This window comes from Paraferrimonas sp. SM1919 (assembly GCF_010993985.1).
Classification (GTDB): domain Bacteria; phylum Pseudomonadota; class Gammaproteobacteria; order Enterobacterales; family Shewanellaceae; genus SM1919.
On the sequence record NZ_WINH01000033.1, the window covers coordinates 1 to 23,341 of the forward strand.

Here is a 23,341-nt window from a genome sequence, read left to right on the forward strand (position 1 = left end):
GAACACTAAAGTACATTGAGAAAATCGTTTTGTTGATTTTCAAATGCCTGTGAGTGCCCACACAGATTACTTGATTATATTGTTAAAGAACGTTTGACCGTGTCGGTCAGGGCTGCGTATCTTAATGATTTTGAGCCCGTGGTCAAGGGTTATTTTTAAAAAGTTTTTCAACCGTTTAAGTTTTAACCTCAACCCTGACTGAGCTACCTTGTAGCTCCAACGTTGCTGGCGCTTTAGTGCCTTGCTCCGTGTCAGTGGATGCGCATTATAGGGAGCGGATTTATTTACGCAACCCCTTTTTGAAAAAAAGATCTTTGATCGGCTAAGAAATAAACTTAGGCGTGGTTAGATCACATTTACTCTGTGATAAATGGTTAAAGGCTGCTCGCCTCGAACAATAAACGCAGACCATAACTATAGTAGATCATCGATTCATCTGCATAATTAATTTTTAGTCACGCTAGACTTATGGCCTTGTAAGACTCTTAGAAATTAATTAGTCATAAAGCGAGTAAACACTTACTAAATTTTTAAATACAAAAAAGCCGAGCATATGCTCGGCTTTTTTTGAGTAATATTAATTACTCTGCAGAAGCTTCTTCTTGAGCTTCTGGACGACCTACTAGCTCGATGTATGCCATAGGAGCATTATCACCAGCACGGAAGCCGCACTTAAGAATACGGGTGTAACCACCAGGACGATCCTGGTAGCGTGGGCCCAATTCATTAAATAGTTTACCTACAACTTCGCTATCACGAGTGCGGGCAAATGCCAAACGACGGTTAGCAACACTGTCAGTTTTGGCTAGAGTAATTAAAGGTTCAACTACACGACGCAGTTCTTTCGCCTTAGCTACAGTCGTTTTGATCACTTCGTGACGAACGATTGAGCCTGCCATGTTGCGAAACATGGCTTGACGGTGGCTGCTGTTACGGTTTAGTTGACGACCACTCTTACGATGGCGCATAACCTAATCCTTCTACCTTAATTATGTTGACTTAGTATTACATGTCATCTAGTAAACTAGCAGGTGGCCAGTTTTCTAGACGCATACCAAGCGATAAACCACGAGAAGCTAAAACATCCTTAATTTCAGTAAGAGATTTCTTACCTAAGTTAGGTGTTTTTAGAAGCTCTACTTCGGTACGCTGTACTAAGTCACCGATGTAATGGATTGCTTCAGCTTTTAAACAATTCGCTGAACGTACAGTCAGTTCTAAATCGTCGACAGGACGTAGCAGAATCGGATCAAACTCTGGCTTAGCTTCTTCTTGTACCGGCTCAGAAACATCACGTAAATCCACAAAAGCGTCTAATTGTTCAGCAAGAATTGTTGCTGAACGACGAATCGCTTCTTCTGGATCCAGTGTGCCGTTGGTAGTCATATCGATCACTAGTTTATCTAGGTCGGTACGCTGCTCAACACGAGCCGCTTCAACGTTGTACGCAATGCGTGCAACAGGTGAGAATGAAGCATCAACCAGCAAGCGACCAATAGGACGCTCATCTTCTTCAACTTGTGCGCGAGCAGAAGCCGGAACATAACCACGACCGCGTTCTACGCGAATACGCATGTTGATATCTGTGTCACCGGTTAGATGACAGATAACATGATCCGGATTAACTACAGTTACATCACCATCATGGGTAATGTCTGCTGCGGTAACAGGGCCTTTGCCTGACTTGCTAAGAGTCAGCATTGCTTCGTCTTTGCCTTCAACAACTACAGCCAAACCTTTAAGGTTTAGTAGGATTTCAAGAATGTCTTCTTGAACACCTTCTTTACTACTGTACTCATGCAATACACCGTCGATTTCTACTTCGGTGACTGCACATCCTGGCATGGATGATAAAAGAATACGGCGTAAAGCGTTTCCTAGTGTATGACCAAAGCCGCGCTCTAGAGGCTCTAGAGTAACTTTGGCACGCGTTTGGCTGACTTGTTCAATATCAACAAGACGCGGTTTAAGAAAATCAGTAACAGAACCCTGCATTGTGTCCTCTCTATAAAAGTTGCTTTACTTAGAGTAAAGCTCGACGATCAGCTGTTCGTTAATGTCAGCAGACAAATCACTACGTTCTGGCTGACGTTTGAACACGCCTTCCAGTTTCGCTTCGTTTAATTCTACCCAAGATGGCTTTTCACGTTGACCAGCCATTTCTAGTGCAGATTTAATACGAACTTGCTTCTGTGCTTTTTCACGAACGCTAATAACGTCGTTTACAGACACAGAGTAAGATGGGATGTTAACTACTTTGCCATTAACTAAAATAGCTTTGTGGCTAACTAGCTGACGCGACTCTGCACGAGTTGCGCCGAAGCCCATGCGGTAAACAACATTGTCAAGACGGCCTTCAAGTAGTTGAAGCAGGTTTTCACCTGTATTACCTTTTTGTCTTGCCGCAGCTTTATAGTAGTTGCGGAATTGTTTTTCTAGTACACCGTACATACGACGTACTTTTTGTTTTTCGCGAAGCTGAACACCGTAATCAGATAGACGGCTACGACGCGCGCCATGCTGACCAGGAACAGTGTCTAACTTACACTTAGAGTCAATTGCTCTTGCACCGCTTTTTAGGAACAAGTCTGTTCCTTCGCGGCGGCTTAGCTTGAGTTTAGGGCCCAAGTATCTTGCCATGATCTTTCTCCAACTTTCCTAAGACGTCTTAAACGCGACGTTTCTTAGGTGGGCGACAACCATTGTGAGGGATCGGGGTAACATCAGTGATGTTAGTGATCTTATAACCAGCAGCGTTTAATGCACGGATTGCTGATTCACGACCTGGACCCGGACCCTTAACGAAAACTTCTAGGTTTTTAACACCGTAATCTTGAGCAGCAGTACCTGCGCGCTCAGCGGCTACCTGTGCAGCGAATGGGGTAGATTTACGTGAACCACGGAAACCTGAACCACCTGCAGTAGCCCATGACAGTGCATTACCTTGACGATCGGTAATGGTTACAATTGTGTTGTTGAAAGATGCATGGATGTGAGCCATACCATCTGCAACTTGTTTACGTACGCGTTTACGAGAACGTGACGGAACTTTAGCCATAACTTACCTTCCCGTTACTTCTTAATTGGTTTACGAGGACCTTTACGCGTACGCGCATTGGTCTTAGTACGTTGCCCACGAAGTGGAAGGCTACGACGATGGCGAAGACCACGGTAACAACCAAGGTCCATAAGACGCTTGATGTTCATTGATACTTCACGACGTAGGTCACCTTCTACAGTGAATTTGGCAACCTCTTCACGAAGCAGATCAATCTGTGCTTCGTCTAGCTCCTGAATCTTAGCATCTTCGGCAATACCGGTCGCAGCACAAATTTGCTGTGAACGAGTAAGACCGATACCGTAGATTGCTGTTAAAGCAATTACAGTGTGCTTATGTTCAGGAATGTTAATGCCAGCTATACGGGCCACTATGCACTCCTAATATTTAAAGGTCTATCTGTGAAAAGCCCGGTAGGATACCCAACAGATAGACATATTGCAAACAAATATTTTGACAGCCCTCACAGGGCTGTCAAATAGTTCTTAGCCTTGACGCTGTTTGTGTTTTGGTTCAACACAAATTACGCGTACAACACCGTTACGTTTGATGATCTTGCAGTTACGGCAGATCTTCTTCACGGAAGCACGAACTTTCATTTCATCACTCCGTCATAACTTAGCGCCCAAAACGATCAAGATTCGCTTTGTTCACCAAATTAGCCTTTTTCATGACAGATTCATATTGAAGAGACATCATATGAGTCTGTACTTGAGCCATGAAATCCATGATAACGACAACCATAATCAACAACGATGTACCGCCGAAGTAAAATGGTACGTTCCATGTAATTAACATGAACTCTGGAATTAAACAAATAAAGGTTATGTACAACGCACCCGCAAGGGTTAATCGTGTCATCACTTTATCAATGTATCGAGAGGTTTGCTCTCCTGGACGAATACCCGGGACAAACGCTCCACTCTTCTTCAAATTTTCAGCTGTTTCACGTGGGTTGAAAACCAACGCTGTATAGAAGAAACAGAAGAAGATAATTGCAGCTGCATATATTACCACATAAAGTGGCTGACCGGGCGATAACATTAAAGAAATATCGCTTAACCACGACATGCTCTCATTTTGACCAAACCAACTTGCTAAAGTTGATGGGAACAGAATGATTGATGAAGCAAAAATCGGTGGAATTACACCAGCCATGTTCAATTTCAATGGTAAATGTGAACTTTGTCCTGCAAATACCTTACGGCCTTGCTGACGTTTTGCATAGTTAACAACAATACGTCGTTGACCACGCTCAACAAATACTACGAAATATGTTACTGCAAATACAATGCCTACCATTAACAGTAGGACAAGAACGTTTAAGTCACCTTGACGCGCTTGCTCGGCTGTTTGGGCAAATGCTGAAGGTAAACCTGCAACAATACCAGCAAAAATCAAAATTGATATGCCGTTGCCAATGCCGCGTTCAGTAATCTGTTCACCTAACCACATTAAAAACATGGTACCGGTTACTAAAGATACAATCGCAACAAATACAAACCCAGGTCCTGGAGTCGTAACCAACCCTTCTCCCATGCTGCCACTATTAAGGGCAGATGCGATACCGATTGATTGCAGCGTTCCAAGAACTAATGTGCCGTAGCGAGTATACTGGCTAATCTTTTTACGACCCGCTTCACCTTCTTTCTTGAGTTCCATGAAAGTAGGATGAACCACAGTCATTAATTGCATGATAATCGATGCCGAAATATAAGGCATGATACCAAGTGCAAAGATAGAAGCACGCTCAAGGGCACCACCCGAGAACATGTTAAACATGCCTAGGATGGTATCCTTTTGCTGATTAAATACTTCAGCCAGAACAGCAGCGTCAATACCAGGGATCGGAACAAACGAACCTGCTCTAAAGACGATTATCGCGCCTAATACGAACAGGAGACGATGCTTCAACTCCGTTAAGCCACCTTTGCCATTTGATTCTAATCCTGGTTTTGCCATTGACGTCTTATTCCTCGATCTTTCCACCTGCAGCTTCAATTGCTGCACGTGCACCTTTGGTTGCTTTTAGACCTTTTACGGTCACTGGGCGTTCAATGGTACCTGAAAGAACGATTTTAGCAAACTGGATATTGCGAGATAGAACATTAGCATCTTTCAATGTGTTCAGATCGATAATATCACCGCTTACTTTAGCAAGTTCGCTTAGGCGAACTTCAGAGCTAACCAATGCTTTACGTGAAGTAAAACCAAATTTTGGTAAGCGCTGTTTCAATGGCATTTGACCGCCTTCAAAACCTGGACGAACGCCGCCACCTGAACGTGACTTTTGGCCTTTATGACCACGACCGCCAGTTTTACCTAGGCCAGAACCGATACCACGACCTACACGCTTAGGTGCAGTTTTAGCACCTGCCGCTGGAGATAGAGTGTTTAAACGCATTCTTATTCCTCCACCGATACCATGTAGTAAACCTTGTTGATCATGCCGCGTACTGCTGGCGTGTCTTCAAGTTCTACAGTGTGACCGATTTTACGTAAACCCAGGCCAACTAGAGTTGCACGGTGCTTTGGAAGACGACCGATAGAGCTCTTAGTTTGAGTAACTTTAACTGTTTTCTTAGCCATGGTATTACTCCTGAATGCTTTCAACAGTCAGGCCACGTTTAGCCGCAACTTGCTCAGGAGACTTCATATCTACTAGAGCGTTGATAGTTGCACGAACAACGTTAACTGGGTTAGTTGAACCGTAAGCTTTTGATAGTACGTTATGTACACCAACAACTTCAAGAACAGCGCGCATCGCACCACCGGCAATAATACCAGTACCTTCTGAAGCTGGTTGCATGTAAACACGTGAACCTGAGTGACGGCCCTTAACTGGGTGGAAAAGAGTACCGTTGTTCAGAGCTACAGTGCTGATGTTACGCTTCGCTTTTTCCATTGCTTTTTGAATTGCAGCTGGAACTTCACGAGCTTTACCGTAACCAAAGCCTACTTTGCCGTTACCATCACCCACTACCGTTAGAGCAGTGAAGCTGAAGATACGACCACCTTTAACTACTTTCGATACGCGGTTTACTGCAATTAACTTTTCTTGCAGATCGCCGCCTTTCGCTTCAATGTTTGCCATTTTTGACTCCACCTTAGAACTGGAGGCCAGCTTCACGAGCAGCGTCTGCTAAAGCAGCAACGCGACCGTGATACTTGAAACCAGAGCGATCAAAAGCAACATTTGAGATGCCTTTTTCAATCGCACGTTCAGCAACAGCCTTACCAACGGCCTTAGCCGCTTCAACATTACCAGTAGACTTAAGCTCTGCTTTAACTGCTTTTTCAACAGTTGAAGCTGAACATACTACTGTCGCTTCAGGGCTGATAACCTGAGCGTAAATGTGGCTAGGAGTACGGTGAATAACCAGGCGATTCACGCCCAGCTCTTTCATTTTCGCACGAGCTTTAGTAGCACGGCGTAAACGAGCTGTTTTCTTATCCATATCGCGTTACCTACTTCTTCTTGGCTTCTTTACGGCGTACATTTTCATCACTATAACGAACACCTTTACCTTTATAAGGCTCAGGAGCACGGTAAGCGCGAATTTCTGCAGCTACTTGACCAACTACTTGCTTGTCAGCACCTTTGATGACAAGTTCAGTTTGGCTAGGAGCTTCAGCTGTAACACCTGCTGGAAGCGCGTAATCAATCGGGTGTGAGAAACCTAGTGAAAGGTTGATTGTGTTGCCTTTAACAGCTGCACGGTAACCAACACCAATAAGTGTTAACTTTTTCTCAAAACCTTCAGAAACGCCTTTAACCATGTTGTTAACGATAGCACGAGCTGTACCAGCTTGTGCCCAAGCACCAGCAACACCTTCACGAGGGCCGAAAGTTACTTGGTTGTCTTCAACAGCGATTACAGCGCCATTGTTAAATACGTAAGTCAGGTTACCTTTGCTGCCTTTAATAGCAACTTCCTGACCGTTAACCGATACCTCTACGCCAGCTGGAATAGAGACTGGTGCTTTAGCTACACGAGACATTATCTATTCCTTATTAAGCTACGTAGCAGATAACTTCGCCGCCTAGACCCGCTTTACGGGCAGCACGGTCGGTCATCACGCCTTTTGAAGTAGAAACAATTGCGATACCTAGACCAGCCATCACCTTTGGTAACTCATCTTTCTTTTTGTAGATGCGTAGACCAGGGCGAGATACACGCTGGATAGTTTCAACAACTGGTTTGCCTTGGAAGTACTTAAGAGTAACTTCTAACTCAGGCTTGGCTTCGCCGGTCACATTGTAATCTGCAACGTAACCTTCTTCTTTAAGTACCTTAGCAACAGATACCTTAACTTTTGAAGAAGGCATAGCTACTGATACTTTGCTAGCAGCTTGGCCGTTACGAATACGCGTTAGCATATCCGCAATAGGATCTTGCATGCTCATAATTGGCTTACTCCCGTAACAGTATTACCAGCTGGCTTTTTTAAGGCCAGGAACTTCACCACGCATAGCTGCTTCACGTAATTTAATACGGCTAAGGCCGAATTTACGCAGAACGCCATGTGGACGACCAGTTTGATTACAGCGGTTGCGCTGACGCGAACGGCTTGAATCACGTGGAAGGGTCTGCAGTTTTTGAACTGCTTCCCAACGGTCTTCGTCCGAGGTGCTTGGGCTAGCAATAATTGCCTTAAGAGCAGCTCGTTTCTCAGCATACTGAGCGACAAGCTTTGCACGTTTAGCTTCACGTGCCTTCATAGAATTCTTTGCCATTACGCTTACCCTTATTTCTTAAATGGGAAGTTGAATGCGTTCAACAACGCGCGACCTTCTTCATCAGTAGATGCAGTAGTAGTGATAGTAATATCCATACCACGGATCTTATCGATTTTATCATAATCGATTTCTGGGAAGATAATTTGCTCACGCACGCCCATGCTGTAGTTACCACGACCATCGAAAGACTTCGGGTTTAAACCACGGAAGTCACGAATACGTGGAATAGAAATAGAGATAAAACGCTCTAAGAATTCCCACATACGCTCGCCGCGTAGTGTAACTTTACAACCAATAGGGTAGCCATCACGGATTTTAAAGCCTGCAACTGATTTGCGTGCTTTAGTGATGATAGGCTTTTGACCAGCGATAGCAGTCATATCAGCAACAGAGTGCTCCATAACTTTCTTATCTGCAACGGCCTCGCCAACACCCATGTTCAGGGTGATTTTTTCAACCCGAGGGACTTGCATGACACTGGTATACCCAAATTGCTCCATTAGAGCAGGTACTACAGTCTCTTTGTAATTATCATGCAGTTTCGCCATCGTATAACTCCAATATTACTTAACGAGTTCACCATTCGACTTGAAGAAACGAACTTTTACGCCGTCTTCAATTCGAAAACCTACGCGATCAGCTTTGCCAGTGGCAGAGTTGAATAGTGCTAGGTTTGATGCTTGAATTGGTGCTTCCTTCTCAACGATGCCACCTTGAACGCCTAACTGTGGGTTTGGCTTCTGGTGTTTCTTGATTAGGTTTACACCCTCTACGATCATCTTTCCATTAGATAAAACAGAAGCAACCTTACCGCGTTTGCCTTTGTCTTTACCTGCTAGAACGATTACTTCGTCTTCACGTTTAATTTTCGCTGCCATTATTAGCTCCTTACAGCACTTCAGGTGCTAGGGACACGATCTTCATGAATTGCTCAGAACGCAACTCGCGAGTCACTGGCCCGAAGATACGAGTACCAATTGGCTGCAGGTTAGCGTTCAAAAGAACTGCCGCATTTCGATCGAAGCGAATAACAGAACCGTCTGAACGACGAACGCCTTTCTTAGTACGGACTACCACCGCGTTATATACATCACCTTTCTTCACTTTACCGCGAGGAATAGATTCTTTAACAGAAACCTTAATGATGTCGCCGATTCCGGCATAACGTCGATGAGAGCCACCCAAGACCTTAATACATTGTACGCTGCGAGCGCCGCTGTTATCAGCAACGTCCATCGTAGTTTGCATTTGGATCATTTTATGTGCTCCGGTATCGTTACTACACATTAACCAACACACTATTATGTTGGTCGATTACATTTTAGTGCTAATCACCAAAATGGGGGCGCAGTATAACACCCTATTTTGGAAATAACTAGCCAAAAAATAAGCGGCTCTGTGAGCCGCTTATCATAGTTCTAAATTTAGCCTAAAAATTAAGCTTTTTCTAGAACTTCTACCACTGCCCAAGACTTAGTCTTAGATACTGGACGAGTTTCGCGAATGCTCACTAGATCGCCAGCTTTACACTGGTTGGTTTCATCATGTACTGCTAACTTGGTAGTACGAGTCATGAATTTACCGTAGATCGGGTGCTTCACTTTACGTACAACAGCAACAGTAATTGATTTATCCATCTTGTCGCTAACAACACGACCTTGTAATGTACGGATTTTATCGCTCATTACGCACCTGCCTTAGCATTGATGATGGTCTTAACACGCGCAATATTGCGACGCACTTTTCTCAGTTCGCTTGATTGAGTTAACTGACCTGTCGCATGTTGCATGCGTAGGTTGAACTGCTCACGTAGTAAGTTAAGTAGTTCAGCGTTTAACTCTTCAACGCTTTTATCTTTAAGTTCGCTAGCTTTCATCACATCACCGTTTTAGTAACAAACGTGGTTTTAAGCGGAAGCTTAGCAGCTGCTAAAGTGAAAGCTTCACGCGCTAACTGTTCTGGAACACCAGCCATTTCGTACAGGACTTTGCCTGGTTGGATTTGGCATACCCAGTATTCAACGTTACCTTTACCTTTACCCATACGCACTTCTAGAGGCTTATTGGTAATTGGCTTATCAGGGAAAATTCGGATCCAAATTTTACCCTGACGCTTAACGTGACGAGTCATAGCACGACGAGCAGCCTCAATCTGGCGAGCAGTAATGCGACCACGCTCAGTAGCTTTTAGGCCGAATTCGCCAAAGCTTACTGATTGACCGCTCGCTAAACCACGGTTGCGGCCTTTAAACATTTTACGAAATTTCATTCGTTTAGGTTGCAACATGACGGGCTCTCCTATTTACCGCGAGGCTTACGCTTCTGCTGCTTTGGAGCTTCTTCAGGCTGTTGAGGTAGTAAACCACCTAAAACTTCACCTTTGAAGATCCAAACTTTAACGCCGATCACACCATAAGTGGTGTTAGCGCGAGCAGTAGAGTAGTCGATGTCTGCACGTAGAGTGTGTAGAGGTACGCGACCTTCACGGTACCACTCAGAACGTGCGATGTCAGCGCCACCTAGACGGCCACTAACTTCAACTTTAATACCTTTAGCACCTAGACGCATTGCGTTTTGTACTGCACGCTTCATAGCGCGACGGAACATAACACGGCGTTCTAGCTGTGACGCGATGCTGTCTGCAACTAGTTTAGCATCAAGCTCTGGCTTACGTACTTCAGCGATATTGATTTGCGCTGCTACGCCAGTTAGCTTAGCGATTTTTAGACGTAGTTTTTCAACGTCTTCACCTTTCTTACCGATAACCACGCCTGGACGTGCAGTGTGAATGGTGATGCGAATGCTCTTAGCTGGACGCTCGATAACAATTTTTGAAACGCTCGCACTTTCTAGTTCCTTAGTAAGGAACTGGCGAACTTCCCAATCGCTATTCAGGTTATCTGAATAGTCCTTGTCGGCGTACCAGGTAGAGATCCAAGGCTTGGTAATGCCTAAGCGAATACCATTAGGATGTACTTTTTGTCCCATTGCTTAATCTCCTAGCGATCTGATACAACCACAGTGATGTGGCTGGTACGCTTGATGATACGGTCAGCACGGCCTTTAGCGCGTGGCATGATGCGTTTCATAGTTGGACCTGCATCAACGAATACAGTTGAAACTTTCAACTCGTCAATGTCCATACCTTCATTGTGCTCTGCGTTAGCGATAGCTGCATCTAGAACTTTCTTCATGATGCCTGCAGCTTTTTGTGAGCTGAAAGCAAGAATTTCTAGAGCGCGAGCAACAGGTAGTCCACGGATTTGGTCAGCTACTAGACGTGCCTTTTGAGGCGACGTACGAGCGAAACGATGTTTTGATAACACTTCCATCTTACACTCCTAGATTAACGCTTCTTCGCTTTCTTATCCGCAGCATGACCGCGGTAAGTGCGAGTTGGGGCGAATTCGCCTAGCTTGTGACCGATCATTTCGTCAGTTACGAAAACTGGAACGTGCTGACGACCATTATGGACAGCTAAGGTTAGACCAATCATATCTGGAATGATCATAGAACGACGAGACCAAGTTTTAATTGGCTTCTTATCGTTGTTTTCCAAAGCTGACTCTACCTTCTTCAAGAGGTGTAGGTCAATGAAAGGACCTTTCTTGAGAGAACGTGGCATGATGAATCCTCTTATTTCTTGTTACGACGACGTACAATGTACTGGTCAGTACGCTTGTTCTTACGGGTTTTGTAACCCTTAGTTGGGGTACCCCAAGGTGACACCGGGTGACGACCACCAGACGTACGACCTTCACCACCACCGTGTGGGTGATCTACCGGGTTCATAGCAACACCACGAACTGTCGGACGAATACCACGCCAACGGGTTGCACCAGCTTTACCTAATTGGCGAAGCATGTGCTCAGCGTTACCAACTTCACCGATGGTCGCACGACCTTCAGAAAGTACTTTACGCATTTCGCCAGAGCGAAGACGTAGAGTTACATATGCGCCATCACGAGCAATGATCTGTACGTAAGCACCAGCAGAACGAGCAATTTGACCGCCCTTACCTGGTTTAAGCTCTACGTTGTGTACAACAGAACCTACTGGGATGTTGCGCATTGGTAATGCGTTACCAACTTTAATGTCAGCATCTTGACCAGAGCGAATCACGTCACCAGCAACTAAACCTTTAGGTGCTAGGATGTAACGGCGCTCACCGTCTTTGTAAAGTACTAGTGCGATGTTCGCGCTACGGTTTGGATCATATTCCAAACGCTCAACTTTACCTTCGATACCGTCTTTATTACGTTTGAAGTCAATAATACGGTAGTGTTGCTTGTGACCACCACCAATATGACGTGTAGTAATACGACCAGCGTTGTTACGACCACCTGTCTTAGACTTTTTGTCTAAAAGGGCCGCAAATGGCTTACCTTTATGCAGGTCCGCGTTAACCACTTTAACTACGTGGCGGCGACCCGGAGAGGTAGGCTTACACTTAACAATAGCCATGTGTTATCTCCTTCCTGCTTATTCTGCGTTGCCGACGAAGTCTAGCTCCGCGCCATCTGCTAAAGTAACGTAAGCTTTTTTCCAGTCACTACGACGACCGAAACGAGCACCTGTACGCTTAGTTTTACCTTTAGCTACTAGGGTGCGAACCGCTTTTACTTCAACTTCAAATAGTTTCTCAACTGCTTTTTTGATTTCCAGCTTAGTGGCATCAACAGCAACTTTAAGAACTACAGTATTTGTATTCTCAGCAGCAATCGTGCTCTTTTCAGAGATGTGCGGAGCTAAGATTACTTTTAGTAAACGCTCTTCACGGATCATGCTAACATCTCCTCAATTTGCTTAACTGCATCCGCAGTTACAAGCACTTTGTCGAACGCGATTAGGCTAACTGGATCAATACCGTTAACGTCACGAACGTCTACCTTATAAAGGTTACGTGCTGCTAAGAATAAGTTTTCGTCAACTTCTGGAGTTACGATTAAAACGTCGTTTAATTCGAACTCTTTTAGTTTAGCAACTAATTCTTTAGTCTTTGGAGCTTCAATACCGAACTTCTCAACAACGATTAGACGATCTTGACGTACTAGCTCAGAGAAAATACTTTTCAATGCACCGCGGTACATCTTCTTGTTGATCTTCTGGCTGTGGTCTTGAGTCTTAGCTGCGAAAGTAACACCACCGCTGCGCCATAGAGGGCTACGGATTGTACCTGCACGAGCACGACCAGTACCTTTTTGTTTCCAAGGCTTCTTGCCGCCACCTGACACTTCAGAGCGAGTCTTTTGAGCACGCGTGCCTTGACGAGCGTTGGCAGCGAATGCTACAACTACTTGGTGCACGAGAGCTTCGTTAAAATCGCGACCAAAGGTAGTTTCGGAAACTTCAAGAGCGCTTTGCGCGTCTTTCAATACCAATTCCATTACTATCTCCCGGATTACGCTTTAACGGCGGGTTTAACAATCAGGTTTCCACCGACTGCACCTGGTACCGCACCTTTGATTAATAGCAAGTTACGCTCAGCGTCTACGCGAACTAGTTCAAGTGATTGAACCGTTACACGCTCGTCGCCCATGTGACCAGCCATTTTCTTACCTTTGAATACACGGCCTGGGGTTTGGTTTTGACCAATAGAACCCGGGGCACGGTGTGACAAAGAGTTACCGTGTGTTGCGTCTTGGGTAGAGAAGTTCCAGCGCTTAACTGCACCTTGGAAACCTTTACCTTTTGAACGGCCAACCACATCTACTTTTTTAACATCATTAAAGATGTCAACTTTAAATTCTGCACCAACTTCAACGTCTGCGCCTTCTTCAGCGTCAAGACGGAATTCCCACAGACCACGACCGGCTTCAACGCCAGCTTTAGCAAAGTGACCTGCTTCAGCTTTATTTACGCGGCTTGCTTTCTTGGTGCCAGTAGTAATTTGAATTGAACGGTAACCGTCAGTTTCTAGGCTTTTAACCTGAGTAACTTTGTTAGGCTCAACTTCTACTACTGTGACAGGGATAGAAACACCATCTTCAGTGAAGATGCGAGTCATACCCACTTTACGACCTACTAGACCGATAGTCATTTCATAAACCTCTTTCGATTCAGATCTCTAGCCCAGGCTGATCTGGACATCAACACCAGCTGCAAGATCTAAACGCATTAGTGCGTCAACAGTCTTGTCAGTTGGCTCCACAATATCAACTAAACGCTTGTGAGTACGGATTTCGTACTGATCACGTGCGTCTTTATTCACGTGTGGAGAGATCAAAACGGTAAAGCGCTCTTTGCGAGTAGGTAGTGGAATTGGACCACGTACCTGAGCACCAGTGCGCTTAGCAGTTTCAACGATTTCCGCTGTTGACTGATCGATCAGACGATGATCGAACGCCTTTAAGCGGATACGGATTCTTTGGTTCTGCATTGACCAGAGCTCCCAAATTTAGACATACAAAAAACCGCCCTATACTTTCCCTAATATCAGAAAGATAGAGTGATTACTTTTCCCATTCGACTCCAAATCGGAATCGCTGTCTTGTAACCAGACAATTGCTGATTACATATCTATTCTCTGCTGTCGTTACGATAGCGAGATGTGCATTATACTTAAAAAGCTTGTTATAGCAACTCTTTTATGAGGGCATTTTACACAGAGCTTTAAAAGTGAGCACTAGATCAAAAAGGCGAGCTGAAGCTCGCCTTTTTTAGTGTGTAAACAATCGTGATATTACTCTACGATTGAAGCTACAACACCAGCACCTACGGTACGGCCACCTTCACGGATAGCGAAACGTAGACCTTCGTCCATCGCGATTGGGCAGATTAGCTCTACTACCATCTTGATGTTATCGCCAGGCATTACCATTTCTACGCCTTCTGGTAGCTCGATAGTACCAGTTACGTCAGTTGTACGGAAGTAGAACTGTGGACGGTAACCTTTGAAGAATGGAGTATGACGGCCACCTTCGTCTTTTGAAAGTACGTATACTTCTGATTCGAACTTAGTGTGCGGGTTGATTGAACCAGGCTTAGCTAGTACTTGACCACGCTGTACTTCTTCACGCTTAGTACCACGTAGAAGAACACCACAGTTCTCACCAGCACGACCTTCGTCTAGAAGCTTACGGAACATCTCTACACCAGTACAAGTAGTAGAAGTAGTCTCTTTAATACCTACGATTTCTACTTCGTCACCTACGCGTATGATACCACGCTCAACACGACCAGTTACTACTGTACCACGGCCTTGAATTGAGAATACGTCTTCGATTGGTAGTAGGAACGGACGATCGATGTCACGCTCTGGCTCTGGAATGTATGAATCTAGTGCTTCGGCTAGTTCTACAATCTTGTCTTCCCACTCTTTCTCGCCGTTTAGGGCGCCTAGAGCTGAACCTTGGATAACTGGTAGGTCATCACCTGGGAAGTCATACTCAGATAGAAGTTCACGTACTTCCATTTCTACTAGCTCTAGAAGCTCTTCATCATCAACCATGTCACACTTGTTCATGAATACGATGATGTAAGGTACGCCAACCTGACGAGAAAGTAGGATGTGCTCACGAGTTTGTGGCATTGGACCATCTGTAGAAGCTACTACTAGGATAGCGCCGTCCATCTGTGCAGCACCAGTGATCATGTTTTTAACATAATCCGCGTGTCCTGGACAGTCTACGTGTGCGTAGTGACGAGTTGGAGTATCGTACTCAACGTGAGAAGTAGAAATTGTAATACCACGCTCACGCTCTTCTGGAGCGTTATCGATAGATGCGAAGTCTTTTGCTTCACCACCGTATACTTTAGCTAAAGTAGTACAGATTGCAGCAGTTAGAGTGGTTTTACCGTGGTCAACGTGGCCGATTGTACCAACGTTAACGTGCGGTTTATTACGTTCAAATTTTTCTTTAGACACGACGTCTCTTCCTTTTGTTAATCAAGATACTGAAACAACACAGTATCTATTAAGTTTGCAATTAATGCTTTTCAATGATCGCTTGTGCAATCTTTTGCGGTGCTTCTGCATACTTTAAGAACTGCATCGAGTATGAGGCACGACCTTGAGTAGCACTGCGCAAGTCGGTTGCATAACCGAACATTTCAGACAAGGGAACATTTGCGTGAACTAACTTAATGCCAGCAACGCCATCGTCCATGCCTTCAATTAACCCACGACGGCGATTTAAATCACCAACTACATCTCCCATATAATCTTCAGGAGTTGTAACTTCAACCTTCATAAGAGGCTCTAGTAAAGCAGGATTTGCTTCAAGGGCACCTTTCTTAAATGCCATTGAGCCTGCAATTTTAAACGCCATCTCATTTGAGTCAACATCGTGGAATGAACCATCGAACAATGTAGCACGGACTTTTAATACTGGATAGCCAGCCAAGACCCCTTGCTCCATTTGATCTTTGATACCTTTTTCAACTGCTGGGATGTATTCACGGGGAACGGTACCACCAACAATCTCATTGACGAACTGGAAGTTATCTTCGCTATCTTCAGGTAACGGCTCTAATTTTAGCCAAACATGGCCATATTGACCACGTCCACCTGATTGACGAACAAATTTACCTTCCACTTCTACAGTGCTGTTAATACATTCACGATAGGCAACTTGCGGTTTACCTACGTTACATTCAACACTAAATTCACGACGCATACGATCAATGATAATGTCTAGGTGAAGTTCACCCATACCAGAGATCAGGGTTTGACCTGATTCTTCATCACTTTCTACGCGGAATGATGGGTCTTCAGCTGCTAATTTACCTAGCGCCACACCCATTTTTTCTTGGTCTGCTTTTGAGCGAGGCTCTACTGCAATTTGAATAACTGGCTCAGGAAATTCCATCCGCTCAAGGATAACTTTGTTATTCATATCACATAGGGTATCACCTGTTGTGACATCCTTTAGACCGATCATCGCTGCAATATCACCTGCGCGAACTTCATTAATTTCTTTACGATCATTAGAATGCATTTGCACCATGCGGCCAATACGCTCTTTCTTTTGTTTAACTGAGTTATAAACCATTTTACCGGTTTCAATCACCCCAGAATAAACACGAACGAAGGTTAAGGTGCCTACGAAAGGATCGGTTGCAATTTTGAATGCTAGTGCAGAAAATGGTTCATCGTCAGATGATAAACGTGAAACATCATTGCCATCTTCATCTTCACCCGTGATCGCTTTAACTTCATTCGGTGCAGGTAAAAACTCAATAACCGCGTCAAGAACCGCTTGCACGCCTTTGTTCTTGAATGCACTACCACAGGTAGCTAGAACGATTTCATTATTTAGAGTACGTTGACGTAGAGCAGCTTTAATCTCTTCTTCGGTCAGTTCGCCTTCTTCTAAATACTTATCCATCAGTTCTTCTGATGCTTCGGCTGCAGCTTCCACCATATTCATACGCCATTCTTCTGCAAGCTCTTGCATATCAGCTGGAATATCATCGTAAGTGAAAGTCATGCCTTGATCTGCTTCGTTCCAGTTAATCAACTTCATTTTGATTAAGTCGATTACGCCTGAAAACTCATCTTCAGCACCAACGTTTAGTTGAATTGGCACACAATTAGCGCCAAGACGTTGTTTAATTTGGTCTACTACTCGTAGAAAGTCTGCACCGGCACGGTCCATTTTATTTACGAATACCATACGTGGTACTTCGTATTTGTCCGCTTGACGCCATACAGTTTCAGATTGTGGCTCAACGCCTGAGGATCCACAGAAAACAACAACGGCACCATCAAGCACACGCAATGAACGCTCTACTTCAATCGTAAAGTCAACGTGTCCAGGGGTATCGATAATATTGACTCGATGTTCATCGAACTGAGCTTGCATACCACGCCAAAAAGTCGTAGTAGCTGCAGAAGTGATAGTAATGCCACGTTCTTGCTCTTGTTCCATCCAATCCATTGTCGCCGCACCATCGTGTACTTCACCAATCTTATGTGAAAGACCTGTGTAGTATAAGATGCGTTCAGTGGTAGTGGTTTTTCCTGCATCAACGTGCGCACAAATACCAATATTACGGTAGCGCTCTAGTTTGGTTGTACGGGCCACAAATTTTCCCTCTCTAGGTTTATCATTACCTAGTATAAATGAAAATACGAGCCCCGTAGGGCTCGTACTAAAAAGGTATTACCAACGGTAGTGGGCAAATGCCTTGTTAGCTTCAGCCATCTTATGAACGTCTTCACGTTTCTTAACAGCTGTACCTTTGTTTTCGGCAGCATCTAGCATTTCACCAGCTAGACGGTACGCCATAGATTTTTCACCACGCTTACGTGCAGCTTCTACTAACCAGCGCATTGCAAGTGTGTTACGACGAACTGGACGTACTTCTACAGGAACTTGGTAAGTAGAACCACCAACGCGACGAGATTTAACCTCAACGCTTGGGCGAACGTTATCTAGCGCAGCTTCGAAAAGTTCTAGGTGGTCTTTACCGCTCTTGTTAGCAGCAGTGTCTAGTGCATTGTAAATAATTTTTTCAGCAATAGATTTTTTACCATCAAGCATCAATACGTTGATGAACTTAGCTAGTAATTCACTATTAAACTTTGGATCAGGTAGGATCTTACGTTGACCTACTACGCGACGTCTTGGCATTTTATTGCTCCGTATTCTTCAGGGATTTCCAAAACTGAAAATCTCAATTAATGAGTTTGGCCTTACTTAACGGAAAGCGTTAAGACTTAGGTCTCTTAGCACCGTACTTAGAACGACCTTGGCGACGATCAGAAACGCCAGCACAGTCTAAAGCACCGCGAACAGTGTGGTAACGAACACCAGGTAAATCTTTAACACGACCACCACGGATAAGAATCACGCTGTGCTCTTGTAGGTTGTGGCCTTCACCACCGATGTATGAAGTTACTTCATAACCGTTTGTTAGACGAACACGCGCTACTTTACGCATTGCAGAGTTCGGCTTTTTAGGTGTTGTGGTGTATACACGAGTACATACGCCACGCTTTTGAGGTGCAGCTTCTAACGCAGGCACATTAGTTTTAACAACTTTTGGCTTACGAGCTTTGCGCACCAACTGGTTAACAGTTGCCATTTATATAGCTCCAATCAGTAAAAACTGAATTACATAAGTTTGTGAAAAATCTCCCCCTAAATTAGGGGAGGCGAAATTTTAGAAAGGTCTTACAAGGAAGTCAAGAAATTGCCGACTTTCTCACCAGAAATCTTTGCTTTTTAGTGATCCAGTACGGAATATAGTCGTCTTTCTAACATTACCTAACTCACGAGAGCCAAATATCTCTCTTCATGACAAGCATATGGTTATAAAAAAGGCGCCCTTTGGGCGCCTTCTGTAAATCAGTTAACCTTTAGTTATCTGAATTTAATGACGCGTTCAATAAGTCCGCTAGGTTCTGTTCGGCCTCTGAAGCTGAAACCGTTGGTTCCTGAACTTCTTCCGATGAACCTTTGTTTTCTTGGCGTTGCTTATGATAAGCATAACCAGTACCCGCTGGAATCAATCGACCTACGATTACGTTCTCTTTTAGACCACGTAATGGATCAACTTTACCTGCTACCGCAGCTTCAGTTAGAACACGTGTAGTTTCTTGGAACGATGCCGCAGAGATGAACGACTCAGTCGCTAGCGAAGCTTTAGTAATACCCATGAGTTCACGTTCAAACTCAATTAATGGTAGACCATTAGCTTCACGCTCACGGTTAGCAATCTTCACGCGGGCGACTTCAGCTTGTTCACCTTCTAGGAACTCGCTGTCATGTGCCTTAGTGATGATACACTTACGTAGCATCTGACGAATAATTACTTCAATGTGCTTGTCGTTGATCTTTACACCTTGTAGACGGTATACATCTTGTACTTCGTTTACGATGTAATTTGCAACATGCTGGATACCACGTAGACGTAAAATATCATGCGGTGACTCAGGGCCATCGGCAATCACTTCACCTTTTTCTACTTTTTCACCTTCAAACACGTTCAGGTTACGCCACTTAGGAATCATTTCCTCGTATGGGTTACCGCCTTCAGCTGGGGTAATGACCAGACGACGTTTACCTTTGGTTTCTTTACCGAAGGAGATAGTTCCTGAAACCTCTGCAAGAATTGCTGGTTCTTTAGGCTTACGCGCTTCAAATAAGTCAGCAACTCGTGGTAGACCACCGGTAATATCGCGAGTCTTCGAAGATTCCTGTGGGATACGTGCAATCGCATCACCTACATTAATTTCTTCACCGTCTTGTAAGCTAATGATCGCATTACCTGGTAAGAAGTATTGAGCAGGTACATCAGTACCAGCAATCAATAATTCGTTACCCGATGAATCAACTAACTTAACCATCGGACGCATCTCTTTACCTGCTGTAGGACGTTGAGATGGGTCTAACACTACGATAGAAGATAGACCGGTTAGCTCATCAGTTTGGCTTTCCATAGTCACACCATCGATAAGATCAACAAATTTAACCTTACCTTTCACCTCTGTAATAATCGGGTGAGTGTGTGGATCCCAATTCGCGATGATGTCACCAGCATTTACTGAACCATCTTCTTTAACTTCAAGTACAGTACCGTAAGGAACCTTGTAACGCTCTTTCTCTTGACCTAATTCGTTAATTACCGCTAACTCAGAAGAGCGCGAGGTAATAACAAGTTTATTGTCAGCATTAGTTACATGCTTAGCATTGTGTAACTTCAGAGAACCACTGGTCTTAACTTGGACGTTGTTTTCAGCTGATGCTCTAGATGCCGCACCACCGATGTGGAAGGTACGCATTGTTAGCTGTGTACCTGGCTCACCGATAGATTGTGCCGCAATCACACCAATTGACTCACCCATGTTGGTAATATGGCCGCGAGCTAGGTCACGTCCATAACAGTGGGCACAGACACCAAAATCAGTTTCGCAGCTAATAACAGAACGAACTAAGACTTCATCGATTGAGTTATCTTCTAGTACGTCACACCACTTCTCATCAAGAAGTGTGTTACGAGCAACCAATATCTCTGTGGTACCTGGCTTGAATACATCTTGTGCTACTACACGACCTAGAACACGCTCGCGTAGTGGTTCAACAACGTCACCGCCTTCAATTAGCGGCTTCATTGCTACACCTTTCTCGGTGCCACAATCTTCTTCAATTACTACTAAATCTTGAGCAACGTCTACTAGACGACGTGTTAGGTAACCCGAGTTCGCGGTCTTAAGTGCGGTATCCGCAAGACCTTTACGAGCACCGTGAGTCGAAATAAAGTACTGAGATACGTTCAGACCTTCACGGAAGTTAGCCACAATTGGCGTCTCAATAATAGAGCCATCTGGCTTAGCCATTAGACCACGCATACCCGCTAACTGACGGATCTGAGCGGCACTACCACGAGCGCCAGAATCGGCCATCATGTAGATGCTGTTAAACGATGGTTGTTGCTCTTCTTCGCCATCACGATTGATAACTGTATCTTCAGATAGGTTATCCATCATCGCTTTAGAAACTTTTTCGTTCGCGCTTGCCCAGATATCGATTACCTTGTTGTAGCGCTCACCAGCGGTTACTAGACCCGCTTGGAATTGCTCAGAAATTTCTTGAACTTCTGCTTCAGCATCGGCAACGATAGTCTTCTTAGCATCTGGGATATCCATGTCGTTAATACCAACAGAGACACCAGAGATAGTTGCGTAATGGAAACCTGTGTACATCAGTTGGTCGGCAAAGATAACGGTATCTTTTAGACCCTGCTGACGGTAACACACGTTTAGAAGCTTAGAAATTTGCTTCTTGCCCATGGCTTGGTTAACCAAGTCGAAAGACAGACCTTTAGGCATCACTAAAGAGAGAATCGCACGACCAACAGTGGTATCAACGATACGACGCACTGGCATCATTTCGCCAGTTTCTAGCTTTTGGTACTCAGTAATACGTACTTTAACGCGAGAGTGTAGCTCTGCAGATTCAGTACGGTAAGCTTTTTCAGCTTCCGCTACAGATTCAAACACCATGCCTTCACCACGACCGTTAATCTTGTCACGAGTCATGTAGTAAAGACCAAGTACAACGTCCTGAGAAGGTACGATAATTGGCTCACCGTTTGCTGGCGATAAGATGTTGTTAGTCGACATCATTAGCGCGCGCGCTTCTAGCTGTGCTTCTAGTGTTAACGGTACGTGTACCGCCATTTGGTCACCATCGAAGTCGGCGTTGTATGCCGCACAAACTAGTGGGTGAAGGTGAATCGCTTTACCTTCAATTAGTACCGGCTCAAATGCCTGGATACCAAGACGGTGAAGTGTTGGTGCACGGTTAAGTAACACTGGGTGTTCACGAATTACTTCGTCTAGAACGTCCCATACTTCCGGTACTTCACGCTCAACCATCTTCTTAGCAGCTTTAATTGTCGTCGCTAAGCCACGACCTTCTAGCTTGCCGTAAATAAACGGTTTGAATAGCTCAAGTGCCATCTTCTTAGGAAGACCACACTGTTGTAAACGAAGAGTAGGACCTACGGTAATTACCGAACGACCAGAATAATCTACACGCTTACCTAGAAGGTTCTGACGGAAACGACCTTGCTTACCTTTAATCATATCGGCAAGTGATTTCAGAGGACGCTTGTTAGAACCAGTAATAGCACGACCGCGACGACCGTTATCTAGAAGCGCATCAACAGACTCTTGTAACATACGTTTTTCGTTACGTACGATGATGTCTGGAGCCGCTAGGTCTAGAAGACGTTTTAGACGGTTGTTACGGTTAATCACTCGACGGTATAGATCGTTAAGATCTGAAGTCGCAAAACGACCACCATCTAGAGGTACTAGAGGACGTAGATCTGGTGGAAGTACCGGTAACACTTGTAGGATCATCCATTCTGGCTTGTTACCAGATTGGAAAAATGATTCCATCAGCTTAAGACGCTTAGTTATCTTCTTGCGTTTGGTTTCAGAGTTGATTGATGGCAACTCTTCACGCATCGCGTTGATTTCGCTTTCGAGATCTAAAGCGCGTAAAAGATCCAGAACGGCCTCTGCACCCATCTTAGCTTCGAACTCATCACCATGCTCTTCTAGAGCATCAAGATAAGTTTCTTCAGTTAGCATCTGACCGCGTTCTAGGTCAGTCATACCCGCTTCAGTCACTACGAATGATTCGAAGTAAAGCACGCGCTCGATGTCGCGCAGGGTCATATCTAGCATTAAACCAATGCGAGATGGTAGTGATTTCAAGAACCAAATGTGCGCTACTGGTGATGCCAACTCAATGTGACCCATACGCTCACGACGTACTTTAGTCTGAGTAACCTCAACACCACACTTCTCACAAATAACACCACGGTGTTTAAGACGCTTATACTTACCACACAGACACTCGTAATCTTTCACTGGACCGAAAATACGGGCACAGAAAAGACCATCGCGCTCAGGCTTAAAGGTACGGTAGTTAATGGTTTCTGGCTTTTTAACTTCACCAAAAGACCATGAACGAATTAAGTCTGGAGAGGCAAGACCAATGCGAATGCCTTCAAACTCTTCCGTTTTATTTTGCTGTTTTAAAAACTTTAATAAGTCTTTCACGTTCTTCTCCTGCAGGAGCT

At 44.5% G+C, this 23,341-nt stretch carries 33 protein-coding genes; all 33 read right to left on the bottom strand.

The window, feature by feature from the left end; all coding sequences use genetic code 11:
- Positions 1 to 581 precede the first annotated feature (581 nt).
- On the bottom strand, positions 582 to 968 hold the full coding sequence (gene rplQ, locus GFB48_RS16035; protein ID WP_163938135.1) for a 50S ribosomal protein L17: 387 nt from the start codon (positions 966 to 968) through the stop codon (positions 582 to 584).
- Positions 969 to 1,005: 37 nt separating this feature from the next.
- Positions 1,006 to 1,995, bottom strand: a complete 990-nt coding sequence (rpoA, locus tag GFB48_RS16040; protein ID WP_163938137.1) for a DNA-directed RNA polymerase subunit alpha — start codon at positions 1,993 to 1,995, stop codon at positions 1,006 to 1,008.
- 24 nt (positions 1,996 to 2,019) lie between these two features.
- Positions 2,020 to 2,640, bottom strand: a complete 621-nt coding sequence (gene rpsD / locus GFB48_RS16045) for a 30S ribosomal protein S4 (protein ID WP_163938140.1) — start codon at positions 2,638 to 2,640, stop codon at positions 2,020 to 2,022.
- A gap of 28 nt (positions 2,641 to 2,668) precedes the next feature.
- The gene (rpsK, locus tag GFB48_RS16050; protein ID WP_163938143.1) at positions 2,669 to 3,058 is read right to left on the bottom strand and encodes a 30S ribosomal protein S11; all 390 of its coding nucleotides are present in this window, start codon (positions 3,056 to 3,058) and stop codon (positions 2,669 to 2,671) included.
- 14 nt (positions 3,059 to 3,072) lie between these two features.
- On the bottom strand, positions 3,073 to 3,429 hold the full coding sequence (rpsM, locus tag GFB48_RS16055) for a 30S ribosomal protein S13 (RefSeq protein WP_163938146.1): 357 nt from the start codon (positions 3,427 to 3,429) through the stop codon (positions 3,073 to 3,075).
- Between the two features lie 114 nt (positions 3,430 to 3,543).
- A complete protein-coding gene (rpmJ, locus tag GFB48_RS16060) occupies positions 3,544 to 3,657 on the bottom strand; it encodes a 50S ribosomal protein L36 (protein WP_075607266.1) in 114 nt (37 codons plus the stop codon).
- 19 nt (positions 3,658 to 3,676) lie between these two features.
- Entirely contained in the window at positions 3,677 to 5,020 is a 1,344-nt protein-coding gene (gene secY, locus GFB48_RS16065) for a preprotein translocase subunit SecY (protein ID WP_163938149.1), read from the bottom strand.
- Positions 5,021 to 5,027: 7 nt separating this feature from the next.
- Complete coding sequence (gene rplO, locus GFB48_RS16070; protein WP_163938152.1) at positions 5,028 to 5,462, bottom strand: 50S ribosomal protein L15; 435 nt, start codon at positions 5,460 to 5,462, stop codon at positions 5,028 to 5,030.
- A gap of 2 nt (positions 5,463 to 5,464) precedes the next feature.
- Positions 5,465 to 5,647 carry a 50S ribosomal protein L30 gene (rpmD, locus tag GFB48_RS16075; protein WP_163938155.1) on the bottom strand — a complete coding sequence of 61 codons (183 nt, stop codon included), beginning with the start codon at positions 5,645 to 5,647 and terminating at the stop codon, positions 5,465 to 5,467.
- A 4-nt stretch (positions 5,648 to 5,651) separates the two neighbouring features.
- Entirely contained in the window at positions 5,652 to 6,152 is a 501-nt protein-coding gene (gene rpsE, locus GFB48_RS16080; RefSeq protein ID WP_163938158.1) for a 30S ribosomal protein S5, read from the bottom strand.
- 13 nt (positions 6,153 to 6,165) lie between these two features.
- Positions 6,166 to 6,516, bottom strand: a complete 351-nt coding sequence (gene rplR, locus GFB48_RS16085; protein ID WP_163938161.1) for a 50S ribosomal protein L18 — start codon at positions 6,514 to 6,516, stop codon at positions 6,166 to 6,168.
- 10 nt (positions 6,517 to 6,526) lie between these two features.
- On the bottom strand, positions 6,527 to 7,060 hold the full coding sequence (rplF, locus tag GFB48_RS16090; RefSeq protein WP_163938164.1) for a 50S ribosomal protein L6: 534 nt from the start codon (positions 7,058 to 7,060) through the stop codon (positions 6,527 to 6,529).
- A 13-nt stretch (positions 7,061 to 7,073) separates the two neighbouring features.
- Complete coding sequence (rpsH, locus tag GFB48_RS16095) at positions 7,074 to 7,466, bottom strand: 30S ribosomal protein S8 (protein ID WP_163938166.1); 393 nt, start codon at positions 7,464 to 7,466, stop codon at positions 7,074 to 7,076.
- A 24-nt stretch (positions 7,467 to 7,490) separates the two neighbouring features.
- The gene (gene rpsN, locus GFB48_RS16100) at positions 7,491 to 7,796 is read right to left on the bottom strand and encodes a 30S ribosomal protein S14 (protein WP_163938169.1); all 306 of its coding nucleotides are present in this window, start codon (positions 7,794 to 7,796) and stop codon (positions 7,491 to 7,493) included.
- A gap of 11 nt (positions 7,797 to 7,807) precedes the next feature.
- Positions 7,808 to 8,347: a 50S ribosomal protein L5 gene (gene rplE, locus GFB48_RS16105; protein WP_163938171.1), complete on the bottom strand. Its 540-nt coding sequence runs from the start codon at positions 8,345 to 8,347 to the stop codon at positions 7,808 to 7,810.
- A gap of 15 nt (positions 8,348 to 8,362) precedes the next feature.
- On the bottom strand, positions 8,363 to 8,677 hold the full coding sequence (gene rplX / locus GFB48_RS16110; protein ID WP_163938174.1) for a 50S ribosomal protein L24: 315 nt from the start codon (positions 8,675 to 8,677) through the stop codon (positions 8,363 to 8,365).
- A 10-nt stretch (positions 8,678 to 8,687) separates the two neighbouring features.
- Complete coding sequence (rplN, locus tag GFB48_RS16115) at positions 8,688 to 9,056, bottom strand: 50S ribosomal protein L14 (protein WP_163938177.1); 369 nt, start codon at positions 9,054 to 9,056, stop codon at positions 8,688 to 8,690.
- Between the two features lie 179 nt (positions 9,057 to 9,235).
- Positions 9,236 to 9,484 (bottom strand): 30S ribosomal protein S17, encoded by a 249-nt coding sequence (gene rpsQ, locus GFB48_RS16120; protein ID WP_163938180.1) that lies wholly within the window; start codon positions 9,482 to 9,484, stop codon positions 9,236 to 9,238.
- Positions 9,484 to 9,675 carry a 50S ribosomal protein L29 gene (gene rpmC / locus GFB48_RS16125; protein WP_163938183.1) on the bottom strand — a complete coding sequence of 64 codons (192 nt, stop codon included), beginning with the start codon at positions 9,673 to 9,675 and terminating at the stop codon, positions 9,484 to 9,486. The genes rpsQ and rpmC overlap by 1 nt, the downstream gene beginning before the upstream one ends.
- The gene (rplP, locus tag GFB48_RS16130) at positions 9,675 to 10,085 is read right to left on the bottom strand and encodes a 50S ribosomal protein L16 (RefSeq protein WP_163938186.1); all 411 of its coding nucleotides are present in this window, start codon (positions 10,083 to 10,085) and stop codon (positions 9,675 to 9,677) included. Before rplP ends, rpmC begins: the two co-directional genes overlap by 1 nt.
- 11 nt (positions 10,086 to 10,096) lie before the next feature.
- Positions 10,097 to 10,786, bottom strand: a complete 690-nt coding sequence (rpsC, locus tag GFB48_RS16135; protein WP_163938189.1) for a 30S ribosomal protein S3 — start codon at positions 10,784 to 10,786, stop codon at positions 10,097 to 10,099.
- Positions 10,787 to 10,797: 11 nt separating this feature from the next.
- Entirely contained in the window at positions 10,798 to 11,130 is a 333-nt protein-coding gene (gene rplV, locus GFB48_RS16140; protein ID WP_163938192.1) for a 50S ribosomal protein L22, read from the bottom strand.
- Positions 11,131 to 11,144: 14 nt separating this feature from the next.
- Positions 11,145 to 11,423, bottom strand: coding sequence for a 30S ribosomal protein S19 (gene rpsS / locus GFB48_RS16145; RefSeq protein WP_163938195.1), 279 nt, complete (start codon positions 11,421 to 11,423; stop codon positions 11,145 to 11,147).
- Positions 11,424 to 11,434: 11 nt separating this feature from the next.
- Positions 11,435 to 12,262 carry a 50S ribosomal protein L2 gene (gene rplB, locus GFB48_RS16150; RefSeq protein WP_163938198.1) on the bottom strand — a complete coding sequence of 276 codons (828 nt, stop codon included), beginning with the start codon at positions 12,260 to 12,262 and terminating at the stop codon, positions 11,435 to 11,437.
- Between the two features lie 18 nt (positions 12,263 to 12,280).
- On the bottom strand, positions 12,281 to 12,583 hold the full coding sequence (gene rplW, locus GFB48_RS16155; RefSeq protein ID WP_163938201.1) for a 50S ribosomal protein L23: 303 nt from the start codon (positions 12,581 to 12,583) through the stop codon (positions 12,281 to 12,283).
- Entirely contained in the window at positions 12,580 to 13,185 is a 606-nt protein-coding gene (gene rplD, locus GFB48_RS16160) for a 50S ribosomal protein L4 (RefSeq protein WP_163938204.1), read from the bottom strand. The genes rplW and rplD overlap by 4 nt, the downstream gene beginning before the upstream one ends.
- A gap of 14 nt (positions 13,186 to 13,199) precedes the next feature.
- On the bottom strand, positions 13,200 to 13,838 hold the full coding sequence (gene rplC, locus GFB48_RS16165) for a 50S ribosomal protein L3 (protein ID WP_163938207.1): 639 nt from the start codon (positions 13,836 to 13,838) through the stop codon (positions 13,200 to 13,202).
- Between the two features lie 27 nt (positions 13,839 to 13,865).
- Positions 13,866 to 14,177, bottom strand: coding sequence for a 30S ribosomal protein S10 (rpsJ, locus tag GFB48_RS16170; RefSeq protein WP_005307944.1), 312 nt, complete (start codon positions 14,175 to 14,177; stop codon positions 13,866 to 13,868).
- Between the two features lie 303 nt (positions 14,178 to 14,480).
- On the bottom strand, positions 14,481 to 15,665 hold the full coding sequence (tuf, locus tag GFB48_RS16175) for an elongation factor Tu (protein ID WP_163938210.1): 1,185 nt from the start codon (positions 15,663 to 15,665) through the stop codon (positions 14,481 to 14,483).
- A gap of 61 nt (positions 15,666 to 15,726) precedes the next feature.
- On the bottom strand, positions 15,727 to 17,826 hold the full coding sequence (gene fusA, locus GFB48_RS16180; protein WP_163938212.1) for an elongation factor G: 2,100 nt from the start codon (positions 17,824 to 17,826) through the stop codon (positions 15,727 to 15,729).
- 78 nt (positions 17,827 to 17,904) lie between these two features.
- Positions 17,905 to 18,375, bottom strand: a complete 471-nt coding sequence (gene rpsG, locus GFB48_RS16185; RefSeq protein ID WP_163938215.1) for a 30S ribosomal protein S7 — start codon at positions 18,373 to 18,375, stop codon at positions 17,905 to 17,907.
- Between the two features lie 79 nt (positions 18,376 to 18,454).
- Positions 18,455 to 18,829 carry a 30S ribosomal protein S12 gene (rpsL, locus tag GFB48_RS16190; protein ID WP_163938217.1) on the bottom strand — a complete coding sequence of 125 codons (375 nt, stop codon included), beginning with the start codon at positions 18,827 to 18,829 and terminating at the stop codon, positions 18,455 to 18,457.
- A 274-nt stretch (positions 18,830 to 19,103) separates the two neighbouring features.
- The gene (rpoC, locus tag GFB48_RS16195; protein WP_163938220.1) at positions 19,104 to 23,321 is read right to left on the bottom strand and encodes a DNA-directed RNA polymerase subunit beta'; all 4,218 of its coding nucleotides are present in this window, start codon (positions 23,319 to 23,321) and stop codon (positions 19,104 to 19,106) included.
- Between the last annotated feature and the right edge of the window lie 20 nt (positions 23,322 to 23,341).

Excerpts from the sequence above, each read along its gene's own strand:
- rplQ (WP_163938135.1), bottom strand. The coding sequence starts at position 968 with ATGCGCCATCGTAAGAGTGGTCGTCAACTAAACCGTAACAGCAGCCAC.
- rpoA (WP_163938137.1), bottom strand. The coding sequence starts at position 1,995 with ATGCAGGGTTCTGTTACTGATTTTCTTAAACCGCGTCTTGTTGATATT.
- rpsD (WP_163938140.1), bottom strand. The coding sequence starts at position 2,640 with ATGGCAAGATACTTGGGCCCTAAACTCAAGCTAAGCCGCCGCGAAGGA.
- rpsK (WP_163938143.1), bottom strand. The coding sequence starts at position 3,058 with ATGGCTAAAGTTCCGTCACGTTCTCGTAAACGCGTACGTAAACAAGTT.
- rpmJ (WP_075607266.1), bottom strand. The coding sequence starts at position 3,657 with ATGAAAGTTCGTGCTTCCGTGAAGAAGATCTGCCGTAACTGCAAGATC.
- secY (WP_163938149.1), bottom strand. The coding sequence starts at position 5,020 with ATGGCAAAACCAGGATTAGAATCAAATGGCAAAGGTGGCTTAACGGAG.
- rplO (WP_163938152.1), bottom strand. The coding sequence starts at position 5,462 with ATGCGTTTAAACACTCTATCTCCAGCGGCAGGTGCTAAAACTGCACCT.
- rpmD (WP_163938155.1), bottom strand. The coding sequence starts at position 5,647 with ATGGCTAAGAAAACAGTTAAAGTTACTCAAACTAAGAGCTCTATCGGT.
- rpsE (WP_163938158.1), bottom strand. The coding sequence starts at position 6,152 with ATGGCAAACATTGAAGCGAAAGGCGGCGATCTGCAAGAAAAGTTAATT.
- rplR (WP_163938161.1), bottom strand. The coding sequence starts at position 6,516 with ATGGATAAGAAAACAGCTCGTTTACGCCGTGCTACTAAAGCTCGTGCG.
- rplF (WP_163938164.1), bottom strand. The coding sequence starts at position 7,060 with ATGTCTCGTGTAGCTAAAGCACCAGTCTCTATTCCAGCTGGCGTAGAG.
- rpsH (WP_163938166.1), bottom strand. The coding sequence starts at position 7,466 with ATGAGCATGCAAGATCCTATTGCGGATATGCTAACGCGTATTCGTAAC.
- rpsN (WP_163938169.1), bottom strand. The coding sequence starts at position 7,796 with ATGGCAAAGAATTCTATGAAGGCACGTGAAGCTAAACGTGCAAAGCTT.
- rplE (WP_163938171.1), bottom strand. The coding sequence starts at position 8,347 with ATGGCGAAACTGCATGATAATTACAAAGAGACTGTAGTACCTGCTCTA.
- rplX (WP_163938174.1), bottom strand. The coding sequence starts at position 8,677 with ATGGCAGCGAAAATTAAACGTGAAGACGAAGTAATCGTTCTAGCAGGT.
- rplN (WP_163938177.1), bottom strand. The coding sequence starts at position 9,056 with ATGATCCAAATGCAAACTACGATGGACGTTGCTGATAACAGCGGCGCT.
- rpsQ (WP_163938180.1), bottom strand. The coding sequence starts at position 9,484 with ATGAGCGATAAAATCCGTACATTACAAGGTCGTGTTGTTAGCGACAAG.
- rpmC (WP_163938183.1), bottom strand. The coding sequence starts at position 9,675 with ATGAAAGCTAGCGAACTTAAAGATAAAAGCGTTGAAGAGTTAAACGCT.
- rplP (WP_163938186.1), bottom strand. The coding sequence starts at position 10,085 with ATGTTGCAACCTAAACGAATGAAATTTCGTAAAATGTTTAAAGGCCGC.
- rpsC (WP_163938189.1), bottom strand. The coding sequence starts at position 10,786 with ATGGGACAAAAAGTACATCCTAATGGTATTCGCTTAGGCATTACCAAG.
- rplV (WP_163938192.1), bottom strand. The coding sequence starts at position 11,130 with ATGGAAGTGTTATCAAAACATCGTTTCGCTCGTACGTCGCCTCAAAAG.
- rpsS (WP_163938195.1), bottom strand. The coding sequence starts at position 11,423 with ATGCCACGTTCTCTCAAGAAAGGTCCTTTCATTGACCTACACCTCTTG.
- rplB (WP_163938198.1), bottom strand. The coding sequence starts at position 12,262 with ATGGCTATTGTTAAGTGTAAGCCTACCTCTCCGGGTCGCCGCCACGTA.
- rplW (WP_163938201.1), bottom strand. The coding sequence starts at position 12,583 with ATGATCCGTGAAGAGCGTTTACTAAAAGTAATCTTAGCTCCGCACATC.
- rplD (WP_163938204.1), bottom strand. The coding sequence starts at position 13,185 with ATGGAATTGGTATTGAAAGACGCGCAAAGCGCTCTTGAAGTTTCCGAA.
- rplC (WP_163938207.1), bottom strand. The coding sequence starts at position 13,838 with ATGACTATCGGTCTAGTAGGTCGTAAAGTGGGTATGACTCGCATCTTC.
- rpsJ (WP_005307944.1), bottom strand. The coding sequence starts at position 14,177 with ATGCAGAACCAAAGAATCCGTATCCGCTTAAAGGCGTTCGATCATCGT.
- rpsG (WP_163938215.1), bottom strand. The coding sequence starts at position 18,375 with ATGCCAAGACGTCGCGTAGTAGGTCAACGTAAGATCCTACCTGATCCA.
- rpsL (WP_163938217.1), bottom strand. The coding sequence starts at position 18,829 with ATGGCAACTGTTAACCAGTTGGTGCGCAAAGCTCGTAAGCCAAAAGTT.